Here is a 13,329-nt window from a genome sequence, read left to right as displayed (position 1 = left end):
ACCCGTTTTTATATATTGGATGAAATAGAGCCGTGTGTGCAACCAGACAGAAAAAAGTGAAAAAATACTGCATGTACATTTCTAGGGTATGACCATCATTTCCCAACACTTTACCATCTATTCATTTTCATATTATACCACTTCAAAATATATAGTGAAGTAAAATTCAATCCGAAGCCTTTTGGTCCAAGAAAAAAGAAGGCGCTTATGTCGCCTTCTGTCCAACCCTTATTGAGTGTATATATTGATATTTTCAGTTACCGCAGCCTGTGCGCCGAATTGTTGCTGGGGACCCTGAAAGCCTTGAGAAGCAGGGTACGCTGGATAAGCGGGGTAAGGAGGGTAAGCGGGCGGGTATGGAGGAGGATATGGAGCATAGACAGGTGGACGGTTATTGAATAGCAACGGTCCAATTGCCAATCCTGCAACAAAAGCTACAGGCGCCAATAGAGGAAAGAAAGGAAAGAAGCGCTCGTCATTCCAATATTCAGGTCCATATTCATTCCCATATGCATTTCTGTAATCGTTCTGTAGCATAATGGTCTGCGGATAGTGGTAGTAAGGAAAATATTGTGTTTGCATAATTTGCCTCCTTTCTCAAATTCTTTACATAGTATGGAATTTTTTAAGAAAAGAGCCTGTTCCATCTTAATCTGTTATAATGAATCTACTTATGAGTAAAATTTGGGGGGACCTTGATGGATCGGTTTAAAAGCTTTTTTGCAGTCGGTTTTGGAGGAGCAGCTGGAGCGATATTGCGATATTGCGTAATCTTGACTGCTGGTCATTCCTTCTTCCCGTTTGGAACCCTCTTAATAAATATAGTAGGCAGCTTTTTACTTGGAATGATCAATGGCTATTTCGCCTTGAAAAAGAAATCGCTTGTTTTTTTAGCGCTGGGCAGCGGGTTTTGCGGCGGTTTCACCACGATGTCCACATTTTCCCAAGAAGTGGTGAATCTACTGCAGACTTCTCTGGCATTGGCGGGACTGTATATTGGTGCCACGCTTTTATTTGGTTTGGTTGCTGGTTTCTTCGGACTGGGCCTTTTTAATAGACGGAGAGGTGAGTCCCTTTGATCGAGGTTCTTTCAGTTTTTATAGGAGGCTTTTTTGGAGCGGCCTCAAGATATCTCTTGCAGATTATTTTTAATAGGCTATTGCCAGCAATCTCGATACCCATTAGCATTTTACTGATTAACCTTATAGGTTCCTTTGGGCTCGGACTGGCGTTGCCACAGAAAGAAAGCTGGTCTGTATCTTTGCAGGTTTTTCTGACAATAGGTTTCCTGGGTGCTTTTACGACCTTTTCAACATTCAGCATGGAAACACTTGAACTTATTAGTAAACACCGTTATATAGATGGCCTAATCTATATAACGGTATCTGTTTTAGGGTGTATCGGAACTTTCCTGTGCGGCTATTTAAGTATGGTATAACCTTTATGGCAACTACCATTTGGTGCTGGTAAAAAAAACCTGGTTTTCTCAGATATACTTCTAATGCTATAATTCATAGGAGTCCATTACACATGAACACATGATTTATGGCAACAAGTCGTTTTATTCGCACAGGCTTTGTTAAAAAGTCTGGCGGTTTTCCCCTGTATTCTTTTCCTATCATCTTTCGGATTGGAATTCGTAAACTGTCAACTCCGGACGTGAAAGGAAACGATATGGGAGACGGGTAGTGCCAAGCCCTCTATTAACATGTAACGTTAATGAATCGATTTCATACGTGCCTTCCCGGTACTTTTCAGCGTATGGGGGAGTTACAAGGGCACCGGCAAAGGGGATTTGTACTTGTCCTCCGTGACTGTGACCGCTTATTTGATACTGGATGTCATAAGTCCTTGATGTGTCGGCAAGGTCAGGGGCATGCGAAAGCATAATGGTGAACACTTCATCAGGGATGCCGGATAGTGCTTTTTCAAAATCAGGTTTTCCTAGCATGGCATCATCAATCCCGGCAATGACTATTTCTTCAGCCGTTAATAAGGTAATCTTAGATGAGGTATTTTGCAACATGGTAAAATCGGATTTTTCCATGATATCGCTGTAAATTTCTGAACCATATCCCCCATGATCATGGTTACCGTAGATGCTGAATTTACCAAGTGGTGCTTTGAGCTGATTTAAAATGAGGGGGATTTTCTGGTGATCCTTGTATTCATTAGGATGGTCCATCAAATCTCCGGTAAATAAAATAACATCAGGGTCCAGTTGGTTTATCTTATTGACAATTTCTTGTAAATCTTTAAGCTGAAATTGAAAGCCTAAATGTGTATCACTGAATTGGATCATTTTCATGCCATGAAAACCTTTTGGGATAAGCGGGTGGCTGATGATTTTATGCTTGATTTCTAACCATTTCGGTTCCAAATTATGGGCATAATAGTTTCCGCCAATCCCCAAACCGGTTAAGGTAGCCAATGTACCAAAACTTTTCTTTAAGAATGTTCTTCTGGATATGGGTTTATTCAAATTAATCAACCTATCTAATATAAAAATGTTACTTCCTCATACTAACAAACAATATACATAAAATGAAGAAAATATCTTCTATGAGCATTTGAAAAACATGTAAACTGGGGTTTGATGAAACCGTAGCCGGTTTGAAATTGAACATCTATACGGAGGTAACATGATGACCGAACCAATGTTTATTACACTGATTATACTTCTATGCGCGATTGCGCTTTTTATACAAGGGAAATTTCGAGCGGATTTAATTGCACTAAGTGCACTATCCATTCTGGGTTTACTGGGGATTCTGACATTGGATGAACTAGTGGCCGGGTTTGCGAATCAAGTGGTCATCATGCTGGCTGGGCTATTTATAGTCGGTGCCGGCCTGTTAAATACAGGAATCGTGGAAAAGGCAGGAAATAAGTTGTTGGGTTTATGTGGGGGCAGTGAATGGAAATCGCTGCTTATCGTCATGCTTACAGCAGGAATATTAAGTGCCTTTTTAAGCGGAACGGGAATTGTTTCCATACTGCTACCGCTCGTTATGAGCATGGCCTTAAAACAAAAAACAAGTCCGACAAGGTATTTATTGCCACTTGCCTATGCAAGCAGTATAGGAGGGCTATTAACACTGACAGGTACTCCCTCCAATATGATCGTTGCTGATGTATTACGGCAAAATGGAATAGGGACATTAGAGTTTTTTGACTTTACACCCGTGGGCTTGATCGCCTTTGCAGCAGGGGTATTCTTCATGTTGACACTCGGACGCCTGTTGCTTCCAGAGAAGACGATAGCGGCGAACAATAGTGTCAAGGGGCTGTCTGCAGGGGAGCTTGCAGGCATGTACAAAGTATATGACAGATTGCATTACCTGCATATACCCGCTACTTCCGATATTGTTGGAGAAAGGCTGTCTGACCTCCAGCTTCCTATTCAGTATGAATTGACTTTGATTGAAATCCAGCGGAAGCCAAAGGATAAGCAATTACCGCTGTTGCAAAGGCAGCTGACGATTTCTGCAAGGGCGGATGAGGTTCTTCATCCTGAAGATATCATTTTGGTGTTTGGAGAAGAAGAAGCAGTTGAGAGATTGGCACTTAACTATGAACTGGAGTTTAAACATTTCAATCCCGAACAAATAAAGAAACATTTTCTTAGCAGCAGATTTGGATTGACAGAAATATTGATCGTCCCGAACTCGGATTATGAGAATCAAACCTTGATAGATGTGCATTTTCGTGAGAAATACCAATGTAATGTGCTTGCAATCAATCGGAATGGCGAATATATTCAAGCGGATGTCGGAACGGAACGCCTTAAACCGGGGGATGCAATCCTGATACATGGGGAATGGGAGAACATTGAGAGGATTTCCTCGGATTTACAGGATGTCATCGTCATTGGAAGTACCTCGGAAGATGGCTCTCCAGTCAACTCCAAGGGCAAAGCATGGATTGCCTTGGGAATCACTGCATTGATGGTCATTCTATTATCGATGGAGTCTGTCCCTGCCGTACTATCGGTATTGACGGCCGCATTGTTGATGGTGATCAGTGGCTGTGTCCGTTCGATGGAGGATGCTTTTCAAAAGATTAACTGGGAACCTGTTCTTTTGATTGCCGCCATGTTCGGAATAACGGCTGCACTGGATAATACGGGCGGAGTGAGGATGATAAGTGATTGGCTGGCCGTTTTATTCAGTAATATCGGGCCACACGGCATATTAGCGGTCTTTTACTTGCTGACACTGATCCTGAGCCAATTCATCCCGTATGGAGCCGCGACGGTAATCATGACGCCCATCGCACTGACATCTGCGGTGAATCAAGGCATCGATCCCCTTCCTGTGTTTATATGCCTTGCCGTTGCTGGCAGTTTGGCTTTATCGACTCCAAGGGTTGCCACTACCAATGCGCTTGTCATGACGGCGGGTGATTACAAGCATAAAGATTTCATCATGATCGGGATATCCATACAGATCTTCATCGGCGTTATCATGGTGATCACAATACCGTGGTTCTTCCCTTTTTGATAAGACATAAGGCATTGTTCAGTTATGGACAATGCTTTTTCAATGTGTTTCTTTTCAAATGGATTGGATGAATGCGGTTCTGAAAAAAGAGTTATGCAGTAGGAATTTAAATTATTTATTATCAATGCAAGAAACTAATGGTATAATTTTGGCATATTGGTGTTTTCGTAATTAGGGGGAAGATGCATCATGGATACAGAAAAGATATTAAAGAATTTAGACAGGGTGACACCATTCTTTCAACCGATTTTCAGTGCAGATCAACATCAGGTAATCGGGTATGAAATTCTAGGGCGCTATGAGGAACAATCGGAATATAAAAGCCTTGGACCTTTTTTTCACGATTCTGCAGTGCCGGAAGAGTATAGGGTGGAAGTGGATAATTACGTACTTGAAATTGCTTTGGAGAGAATAAAAGACTATGGTGAAGATTTTCTTATCTTTATCAACAGAGATCCTAATTTGCTTATGCTGGATCATGGCGAAGAATTCATGGAGATTTTACATCGTCATTTTCAACCGGAGGAAATGCACCGGATCGTGCTGGAACTATCAGACACGATCAGTCCGGAAAACTTAGATCCTTTGCAGCATGTGCTTGCTTACTTTAAAACATATGGGATTAAGATAGCTTTAGATCATTTAGGACAAGATACGCAATTGGACCGAATCGCACAAATTTCTCCGAATATTTTAAAAGTTAACCTGGACCAGCTTCGCATTTCAGGTGGAGATGCCTATCAGGTCATCTTGTTTTCTCTAAGCATGCTTGCACGAAAAATCGGCGCCAATTTACTATTTGAGAACATTGAATCCGAATACCAGCTTCGTTTTGCATGGAAGAATGGGGGACGGTATTATCAAGGGTATTTTTTGGCGAAACCGGAAGGTGAATTCATTAATAAAGATTTACTTCGTGAAAAATTCCATCAAGAATGTCAGTCCTTCATTTCTTTAGAGACCAAGAAGCTTGAAGCGGTTTATCAAATAACCTTGCAATTCAACGAGAATATGCAAAATTTCTTAAAACAGCAAAAGCGGAACGGCTCCCATGAAGAGTTTCTCAATATTTTGGCGAAAAAGTTGGATTCCGTATGTTTTCGGCTTTATATTTGTGATGAAGAGGGGTATCAAAAATCCCCCAATATCCTACATAAGGACGGGCAATGGCTAGTCCAGCCTAGTTATATGAATAAAAATTGGAGCTGGAGACCTTATTTTCTCGAAAATATCGTAAAGATGCGCAATGAGAAAAAAGGAAGACTATCCGATTTATACAGTGATATCGAAACAGGGGAAACAATACGGACCTTTTCATACCCCCTGAATAATAAGGAATACATTTTCTGTGATCTTTCTTATAGTTATTTATATGAAAATGAAGCACTATTATAAAAAACGATTCATGAATATAATCGCTTTAAATGTGTAACGATAAGCAGAAATGATGCGCTTGGAGGGGACATATTTTGAGCACGTACATCTGGATTCTAATCATAATCGTTACGATCATGGCATTATATCTGCTCTTTTATACTTATTCTGTAGCAAGGGCAAATAAAGTGAAGGCCAGATATGATTCGACTATCGATGATTCTGTTAAAGAACATCCTTATTTAAAGAACCCGGTATTCGTTTCCCTTTTCGTCGGGACGATTTTGGTTGCCGGATTTATCTTTTACTATGCTTTTCGATAATTGTGAGAAGGAGATTTCAATTTCATGAAATCTCCTTTTTTATTGTGAAGAATGGGCAAAGGTATTAGGTATCCCGGGGAATTTGATTTTCCCTAGTTTGGCTTTGATTATGACGGGTATTGAAAGGCATAGGCAAAAATCAGAACCATTAGGAGAAATTCTATAACAAGGAGATGATTGTAATGAGAAAATATCTAGTTGCATGTCTTGCCAGTATCCTTTTATTTTTAAGTGGAGGGTTCACAACTTCAGCGGAAGGCTTACATAGAGAGGAAGTACTATCTTTAGTACAAGATGCCATGGAGAACCAAGGTTCGATCAGTGAGGAAGTACGTACTAAGGAAGCGATTGAAGCGAAGTTGGATAAACATTTCACAGGTGATTTCATCAAGAAATTTGTCGAAGCGAATGTAGTGGAAGTCGATGGCGGTTATATGGCATTTGGATCAGATTTCGCTCCATATTATATCCCTTTTTTCAGTTACGACAAGAATACGGAAATTGTATATGGGAAAAATGGTGATGTCATTTATGTTCAGGAGGAATTCCAGGACACTGGGGACGGACCTGTATCGATGAAAAAACATGTTGAATCAGTTACCTTGAAAAAGGAAAATGATGTTTGGAAGATAACGGATGTAAATTATGAAAGTGATAAAATGAAATAAAGCAAGTTTTTCTAAGTTGAAAAATGCGGGAAATGAAAAAGTCTAGAGGAGGTCACTGCCTTCTCTAGACTTTTTTATATATTCAGTTCTTTTTTTATTTCGTCCAATTCAAAACCAACAATGGCTTTCCCGTCGATGACGACCGTTGGTGTGGAATAGGCGCCGTATTTATTCGTTAATTCTTTTCGGGCTTGTCCATCTGCTTTAATATCCTTTTCTTTGTAATCGACATTATTATCATCAAAGAACATTTTCATGATTTTGCAGGGAGGGCAATCAGGTTGGGTATATAGCGTAACGTCTTTCATTTCAATCCTCCATGTATGATTTAGGTAAGGTTTATTTTTTCATTATAGAGGATGCCGATACATTTGAATAGGAAAACACCCCCTAGCACCCGTTCTACTTCCCTTTTTCCTGTTTTACCAGATAGTCTATCAATCCCATGGAACAAACGTTCAGGTCCATGGCGATGATTTCAAAAACAGGATGATCTGTGGTGATTCCTTTTTCGCCTAAATGAAAGGCGACTTCCGTGAAAATATTTTTACTGGTCGCTGCCACTCGTTCCTCAAAGCTCGCATATTCCCTGTATGCCGATTTGGCAGTCGCAACAAATTTAGGCAGCCAGAAATGAAGCTGTTCATATACTTCCTTAGGGTTTTCGGATACCCCATAATGGCCAAAATATATACGTTCGACGCCGATGCTTTCATACAATTCCGCTGCTGCAAGCATCGCTTCGGGGTTAAATTGGTTTGGAGATGTGGAAGGTAAGTAAAATTCCAGACCTTCTTCATCTAGTTCACGATAATAAATGCCTACGGTGTCACCTGAAAACATCCCTTTTGAAACCGAATCGAATATGCTTAAATGATGGTTTGCGTGTCCGGGAGTATCAAAAAAGGTCAACTTTGAATTTTCACTTGTTTGCAGGTATTCCCGATCATGTTTAATCAGCATTCTTTCAAACGGGATAGGTAAAATCGGATCGAAAAGCTTATTGAATTCATCACCATATACTGCTTTAGCCCCAGCTATCAAACGTGTTGGATCTTCTAGATGACGTGCACCTTTTGGATGGACGATCACTTTGGCGTTCGGGCAATGCTGTAAAAAAAGTCCAGCTCCACCTGCATGGTCCAAATGAATATGGGTAAGAATGATATATGTAATATCTTCAAGGGCGATTCCCAAATGTTCGAGCCCCTTCATTAAGTGGGGGATGGAAGGGCTGGCGGAAGTTTCGACTAATGTGATGTCTTCATCGGCAATTACATATGTACCTGTACGATTTCTTCTATCCAAATCAAAACCATCAATCAATGAAATGCGATAACCAAGTTCACTAATGTTTTGCAACAGAATCTACCCCCTAAAAAATTTTTCATGTACAAAATCCATTCCTTATTTTATTCTGTTAATAGTGCCATGTAAAGAATGAAGTTTTAAATTATTCTGAATTTATTTCAGCGTGGTTACTGGATAGAAAAGTATGGTATAGTGAAACCTATCGAAAAGGTTTTATTCAGAAAGGAGAGGGAGTATGTCTCAATTACAGGGCATCCTTACCAGATTGAAAAGTCTTCAAGAGCAAGCGAAGGAATCTGAATCTGCTCAACGTTTTTTTGAAATAGATGGTGTGAAAAAGTGCCAGGTTACATATTTCAGCAAAACAGAAATGTTCGAGCTTGAAGTATACAGTGATAAAGGGAAATCATCCAAATATCAATTTGATAATATTGATATGATTACCATTGAAATCTTTGATCTTCTTCAATCTTAAAAAAATCACGAAAAGCCGCCCTCCTTTGGAAGCGGCTTTTTTATTGTGAATGAAGCAGTGAAAATTACACATCTTATTAATTGGAGGGATGTAAAATGAAAAATCCAATGGTAATATGCCCAGCATGCGGTGAGGAAAGAGAAATGGATGATGTATTAACGGCACAATCCAACCAAAATGTAATTTATCAATGCCCGGAATGCGGTTTTAAACAGGTTAACATCAAAACTAGTAAAGGCTAAAAATCTCTTGCGGACATCCCGTCGTTTGGGATTTTATTGGTCTAGGAATGAGCCTTTTCTGCTTACATATGTTAAACTATAGAAAGAGCTGTATATAAAAACATATGGTAAGGGGTTTTAACATGATCGGTACTCATGATGGGGATTTATTGGAATCCAGCGTTAAAGACTTAATGATTTCTTCTGAACGCGTGGCCCACGTGCAGGTAACCAATAATTTAGAACATGCACTATTGGTTTTAACAAAGAGCGGTTATACGGCCATTCCTGTGTTAGATCCGATGTATAAACTACATGGTTTAATTAGCACACCAGTCATTCTTGATTCAATCTTGGGACTGGAACGAATTGAATTTGATAATCTTGAGAATAAAAAAGTTTCCGAAATAATGAATATAGAAATACCTCGCCTGCATATTGATGATACATTGACAAAGGGTGTGGAATTGTTGATTGATCATCCTTTTGTCTGTGTGGAGAATGACGAACATGTATTTGAAGGTATCTTAACGAGAAGAGCAATCCTGAAAAAGGTATTTAAACAAAATACACCCGATAAATAAGTAAGGCTTAAAAAGATGGTTAACCTCAAGACTCGCCAGTTGGCGAGTTTTCTTGTTTTTACATATTTTATCCAGCTAGTGGAAAAGTCTATAAACAGTTAGGGTCTTAGGGGAGGATGCTGAAATTGGGCCAAGAAGTGAATAGTGCTAAGGTGCAGAATAAAAAATTGAAACGTCCCTTCATATTAGCTGCAATCATGTTGGCTATGTTTATGAATGCTATTGAAGGAACGATAGTGTCAACGGCAATGCCAGCCATTGTAAGTGATTTAGGCGGTTTTTCACTTTACAGCTGGGTGTTTTCAGGTTATTTGCTAATGAACGCGGTAACAGTCTTGATATATGGAAAGCTATCGGATATTCTCGGGAGAAAACCTGTTTTATTATTTGGAATCATTGTCTTCCTCATTGGCTCCCTTCTCTGCGGCTTTGCAGATTCTATGACGGAACTCATCATATATCGCTTTATACAAGGTTTTGGGGCAGGGGCTGTAGCTCCTGTGGCCTCGACAATTGTTGGCGATATTTATAAAAATGAAGAGAGGGCACGCGTTCAAGGGTATCTATCGAGCGTGTGGGGCATTTCGGCTGTCATGGGGCCAGCTTTGGGCGGCTTGCTCGTTGAATCCCTGACTTGGAAGCTTGTCTTCTGGGTAAATATCCCTTTGGGGTTATTATCTTTTATTGGGATTTGGTTTTTCCTTCATGAAAATATCGAAAAGAAAAAACGTGATATCGATTACCTAGGTGCAACGCTATTGACGTTATCCATATCCACTCTTATGGTGATTCTCGTAGAAGGAGGAGTAAAATGGTCATGGGCTTCAGCTCCGGTCATATCCTTGGCATTAGTGGCCATCATCACCTTCATCTTCTTCATTCTTCAGGAAAAGAAAGCGGCCGAACCGATGATGCCATTTGAAATTTGGCAGGAGCGTTCCATCCTGATTGCCAATCTTGTATCCCTGACGACAGGGGTGATGATGATCGGATTATCGAGTTTCCTTCCGACCTTCGTTCAGGGCGTGATGGAACGCTCGCCTACGGTAGCTGGTTTTACATTGACAGCCATGTCAATTGGCTGGCCGATCGCATCGATGGTCTCTGGCAGGTTATTGATGAAAATAGGATTCAAATCAACCTCCCTCCTTGGAGGGTGTTCATTGATCCTTGGGAGCTTGATCCTCGTGTGGATGAATCCGGAAGCTGGCCCACTTATTGCTGCCATGGGATCCTTCTTTGTCGGAGTGGGCATGGGCTTGACCTCAACCTCATTCATTGTCGTCATTCAAAAAACCGTCAGCTGGGAACGAAGAGGCATTGCGACAGCTTCCAATATGTTCATGCGTAATTTAGGAAATACTGTAGGTGCTGCATTACTTGGAGGAATCATGAATATGAGGCTTCAGGCCTACTTGAACGAGCATGCGCCAGCCGGCTCGGGAGTGACGATAGATACAGCAAATAAACTGTTGAACAGTGAAGAACGCATGTCGCTTCCTGAAAATGTGGTAAATGTTTTACAGGAAGGACTTACATTGTCTTTGCAGACGATTTATCTTATTGTCCTGGTCTTCTCTGTAATCAGCTTCCTGTTACTTACGAGACTAAGAAAGAATAAGAAGGCATAGGGAAAAAAGGCAGACTCTTTAAATGGAGTTTACAGTCAAGAGACAGATGGCTAACAAATTCATTGCCCTCTCAGAGAATGAATTAGCAAGCAGGCCACTGCAAAAGGGAAAATGGGATTAACTGGAGGGCATCCTTCAATTTTAGCTGCTTTTTCTTGAATAAAGTATAAAAGCTAGAAAAAGAAGAAAACATATTGGGAAATTTGACTGAACCAATAGCCTGGTATATGGGTAAACCTATCAAAAGAAGGGATGGCATTCCGATAAGGCCGCCGCTCCCAGCTGATTTGCCGACGAAGGATGCTGCAAAACTGATGACAAGCAGTAAAATGATCGTCAAAGGATATTCACTCCGTTTCTTTTCTCTTGTATTATAAGCCGACTTTGTTGATAATAAAATTTAAATAAATTAAATCATCATGATAAGAATTAATTATCAAGAGGTTGGTGTGTATGTCATTTTCAGAATTTCATTTATTATCCGTGCTTGCTCAGGAAATGAATATGAGAAAAGCAGCTGAGCGGTTGTTCGTTTCCCAGCCGGCTTTATCACAGCGTTTACAATCCATAGAAAAGGATTGGGGCTCGAAACTGTTTCTGCGTTCACAAAAAGGGCTGTCACTGACGCCTGCAGGTGAAGCGGTAATTCGTTTGGCCAATGAGGTTATCGAAAAAGAAGAAAAGGTCAGGGAAAGCATTCAAGCTATGGACCATGAAGTATATGGGACTTTGAAAATAGCCTGTGCTTCGATTGTCGGTCAAAATTGGCTGCCGCAAGTATTGAAAAAGTTCGTTCAAAAATATCCGTATGCCAAAATTTCCTTAATCACTGGCTGGAGCAGTGAGATTTTAAAGTCTTTGTATGAAGGACAGGTGCATATTGGCATCATAAGGGGAGCCCCGGATTGGAAAGGTGTAAAACAGCATTTATTTACGGATATGCTGTATCTGGTCGATACTGAAATGAAGGAATTGAATCAAGTGTTCGAAACGGACCGGCCATTCATTCAGTTTAAAAGCGATTCGAATTATTATCAGGAAATCCAGGACTGGTGGCATCGGCAATTTAAAACGACACCAAAAAACACCATTGTCGTGGATCAAATCGAAACATGCAAACAAATGGTGTTCAATGGTATAGGATATGCAATCCTGCCAGCCATCACTTTGCATGATAAAGATACGAATGTTTTTAAAATCCCTCTACTGGATGGGCATAACCACTCAATCGAACGAGATACATGGCTTTGCGGCTATGAATCTGCCTTCCAGTTAAAGCAAGTGCAAGCATTCACGGAAGTGGTGAAAGAGCATATTCGCGACCAAGGAATGTTATAGGTCCGCTGACGAAAGTGTCAATAGGGGAGAATAATATATAAGAGTGACATTCAACTTGTCTTGCCGGCAGTTGTCTGGTAAATTTAAAACGAGTAATGATACATATTTAGGAGGTTTACCCGGAATGAACAAAATGGATGCAAACGAAATTATTTCTTTTATCTCAAATAGTAAAAAATCTACACCTGTAAAGGTATATGTCAAAGGCGATTTAGAAGGCATGGATTTTGGACCAGCTTCTAAAACTTTCATAACAGGAAATACAGGTGTTGTATTCGGTGAGTGGTCTGAAGTCGAAGAAGCAATCAAGGCAGCAGGAACAAAAATCGAGGATTATGTAGTTGAAAATGATCGCCGTAACTCTGCCATTCCTTTATTGGACCTAAAAGGCATCAAAGCCCGTATCGAGCCTGGCGCAGTAATCCGTGACCAAGTATCCATTGGAGACAACGCAGTCATCATGATGGGTGCATCAATCAATATTGGTTCTGTCATCGGTGAAGGCACAATGATCGACATGAACGCAATACTGGGCGGTCGTGCAACAGTAGGTAAAAACTGTCACGTAGGCGCAGGTGCCGTTTTAGCAGGTGTCATCGAGCCGCCTTCCGCACAACCGGTCATTTTGGAAGATGATGTTTTAATCGGAGCCAATGCGGTCGTACTGGAAGGTGTGAAAATCGGTCAAGGTTCAGTTGTGGCGGCTGGTGCAGTTGTAACGAAAGACATTCCTCCTTACTCCGTTGCTGCCGGTATCCCGGCGAGGGTCATTAAACAAATTGACGAAAAAACAAAATCAAAAACAGAAATCATGCAAGAACTTCGTCAACTTTAATTTCTTTAGTGAATATTGCCTGAAGCGTGGATAAATATATCCACGCTTTCTGTATAGGAGGAAATAA

At 40.6% G+C, this 13,329-nt stretch carries 18 protein-coding genes; 13 read left to right on the top strand and 5 right to left on the bottom strand.

Translation table 11 applies throughout. From position 1 onward, the window contains the following. Window positions 1-228: 228 nt before the first annotated feature. Window positions 229-582, bottom strand: coding sequence for a hypothetical protein (locus tag ACFRAK_RS06205; RefSeq protein ID WP_387599587.1), 354 nt, complete (start codon window positions 580-582; stop codon window positions 229-231). A gap of 116 nt (window positions 583-698) precedes the next feature. Between ACFRAK_RS06205 and ACFRAK_RS06200 the strand changes: the two genes are divergently transcribed. Both ACFRAK_RS06200 and crcB read left to right on the top strand, forming a co-directional pair. Further along, window positions 699-1,079 carry a fluoride efflux transporter FluC gene (locus tag ACFRAK_RS06200; RefSeq protein WP_387599589.1) on the top strand — a complete coding sequence of 127 codons (381 nt, stop codon included), beginning with the start codon at window positions 699-701 and terminating at the stop codon, window positions 1,077-1,079. After that, a complete protein-coding gene (crcB, locus tag ACFRAK_RS06195) occupies window positions 1,076-1,438 on the top strand; it encodes a fluoride efflux transporter CrcB (RefSeq protein ID WP_387599592.1) in 363 nt (120 codons plus the stop codon). Before ACFRAK_RS06200 ends, crcB begins: the two co-directional genes overlap by 4 nt. A gap of 180 nt (window positions 1,439-1,618) precedes the next feature. Here the strand turns inward: crcB and ACFRAK_RS06190 are convergent, their stop codons facing one another. Further along, complete coding sequence (locus ACFRAK_RS06190; protein ID WP_260284141.1) at window positions 1,619-2,482, bottom strand: metallophosphoesterase; 864 nt, start codon at window positions 2,480-2,482, stop codon at window positions 1,619-1,621. A gap of 163 nt (window positions 2,483-2,645) precedes the next feature. On the opposite strand from ACFRAK_RS06190, the gene ACFRAK_RS06185 reads away from it, so the two are divergent. The 4 genes from ACFRAK_RS06185 to ACFRAK_RS06170 all read left to right on the top strand — a co-directional run bounded on the left by ACFRAK_RS06185 (window position 2,646) and on the right by ACFRAK_RS06170 (window position 6,867). Then, window positions 2,646-4,502, top strand: coding sequence for an SLC13 family permease (locus ACFRAK_RS06185; RefSeq protein WP_387599595.1), 1,857 nt, complete (start codon window positions 2,646-2,648; stop codon window positions 4,500-4,502). A gap of 189 nt (window positions 4,503-4,691) precedes the next feature. After that, on the top strand, window positions 4,692-5,897 hold the full coding sequence (locus ACFRAK_RS06180) for an EAL domain-containing protein (protein ID WP_387705359.1): 1,206 nt from the start codon (window positions 4,692-4,694) through the stop codon (window positions 5,895-5,897). A gap of 74 nt (window positions 5,898-5,971) precedes the next feature. Then, the gene (locus ACFRAK_RS06175) at window positions 5,972-6,199 is read left to right on the top strand and encodes a hypothetical protein (protein WP_394571421.1); all 228 of its coding nucleotides are present in this window, start codon (window positions 5,972-5,974) and stop codon (window positions 6,197-6,199) included. 182 nt (window positions 6,200-6,381) lie between these two features. Beyond that, on the top strand, window positions 6,382-6,867 hold the full coding sequence (locus tag ACFRAK_RS06170; RefSeq protein ID WP_387599601.1) for a DUF3993 domain-containing protein: 486 nt from the start codon (window positions 6,382-6,384) through the stop codon (window positions 6,865-6,867). A 74-nt stretch (window positions 6,868-6,941) separates the two neighbouring features. Here ACFRAK_RS06170 and ACFRAK_RS06165 read toward each other — a convergent pair whose 3' ends face one another. Continuing rightward, window positions 6,942-7,175: a glutaredoxin family protein gene (locus ACFRAK_RS06165; RefSeq protein WP_387599603.1), complete on the bottom strand. Its 234-nt coding sequence runs from the start codon at window positions 7,173-7,175 to the stop codon at window positions 6,942-6,944. Window positions 7,176-7,269: 94 nt separating this feature from the next. After that, window positions 7,270-8,229: an MBL fold metallo-hydrolase gene (locus ACFRAK_RS06160; protein WP_387599605.1), complete on the bottom strand. Its 960-nt coding sequence runs from the start codon at window positions 8,227-8,229 to the stop codon at window positions 7,270-7,272. 184 nt (window positions 8,230-8,413) lie between these two features. Here ACFRAK_RS06160 and ACFRAK_RS06155 point away from each other — a divergent pair, with 184 nt between their 5' ends. From ACFRAK_RS06155 to ACFRAK_RS06140, 4 genes are all read left to right on the top strand, one after another. Beyond that, window positions 8,414-8,653: a YkuJ family protein gene (locus tag ACFRAK_RS06155; RefSeq protein ID WP_034314086.1), complete on the top strand. Its 240-nt coding sequence runs from the start codon at window positions 8,414-8,416 to the stop codon at window positions 8,651-8,653. 95 nt (window positions 8,654-8,748) lie between these two features. After that, the gene (locus ACFRAK_RS06150) at window positions 8,749-8,895 is read left to right on the top strand and encodes a hypothetical protein (RefSeq protein WP_192203901.1); all 147 of its coding nucleotides are present in this window, start codon (window positions 8,749-8,751) and stop codon (window positions 8,893-8,895) included. A gap of 122 nt (window positions 8,896-9,017) precedes the next feature. Further along, complete coding sequence (gene cbpB, locus ACFRAK_RS06145; RefSeq protein WP_192203903.1) at window positions 9,018-9,458, top strand: cyclic-di-AMP-binding protein CbpB; 441 nt, start codon at window positions 9,018-9,020, stop codon at window positions 9,456-9,458. 125 nt (window positions 9,459-9,583) lie between these two features. Next, window positions 9,584-11,089: an MDR family MFS transporter gene (locus tag ACFRAK_RS06140; RefSeq protein WP_387599610.1), complete on the top strand. Its 1,506-nt coding sequence runs from the start codon at window positions 9,584-9,586 to the stop codon at window positions 11,087-11,089. Window positions 11,090-11,171: 82 nt separating this feature from the next. On the opposite strand, the gene ACFRAK_RS06135 is transcribed toward ACFRAK_RS06140, so the two are convergent. Further along, a complete protein-coding gene (locus tag ACFRAK_RS06135) occupies window positions 11,172-11,354 on the bottom strand; it encodes a hypothetical protein (RefSeq protein WP_387600264.1) in 183 nt (60 codons plus the stop codon). Here ACFRAK_RS06135 and ACFRAK_RS06130 point away from each other — a divergent pair. The 3 genes from ACFRAK_RS06130 (at window position 11,284) to dapD (ending at window position 13,262) form a co-directional block, all read left to right on the top strand. Continuing rightward, on the top strand, window positions 11,284-11,466 hold the full coding sequence (locus tag ACFRAK_RS06130; protein ID WP_387600297.1) for a hypothetical protein: 183 nt from the start codon (window positions 11,284-11,286) through the stop codon (window positions 11,464-11,466). The two genes, ACFRAK_RS06135 and ACFRAK_RS06130, sit on opposite strands and share 71 nt — an antisense overlap. Before the next feature lie 76 nt (window positions 11,467-11,542). Then, entirely contained in the window at window positions 11,543-12,427 is an 885-nt protein-coding gene (locus ACFRAK_RS06125) for a transcriptional regulator CcpC (RefSeq protein WP_063231999.1), read from the top strand. Between the two features lie 124 nt (window positions 12,428-12,551). After that, window positions 12,552-13,262 (top strand): 2,3,4,5-tetrahydropyridine-2,6-dicarboxylate N-acetyltransferase, encoded by a 711-nt coding sequence (gene dapD, locus ACFRAK_RS06120; protein WP_192203908.1) that lies wholly within the window; start codon window positions 12,552-12,554, stop codon window positions 13,260-13,262. The last annotated feature ends 67 nt before the right edge of the window (window positions 13,263-13,329 follow it).

It is taken from the genome of Peribacillus sp. NPDC056705, assembly GCF_043656335.1.
The sequence above is the reverse complement of the archived record's forward strand: the minus strand, read 5'-3'. Positions and strand labels throughout refer to the sequence as shown.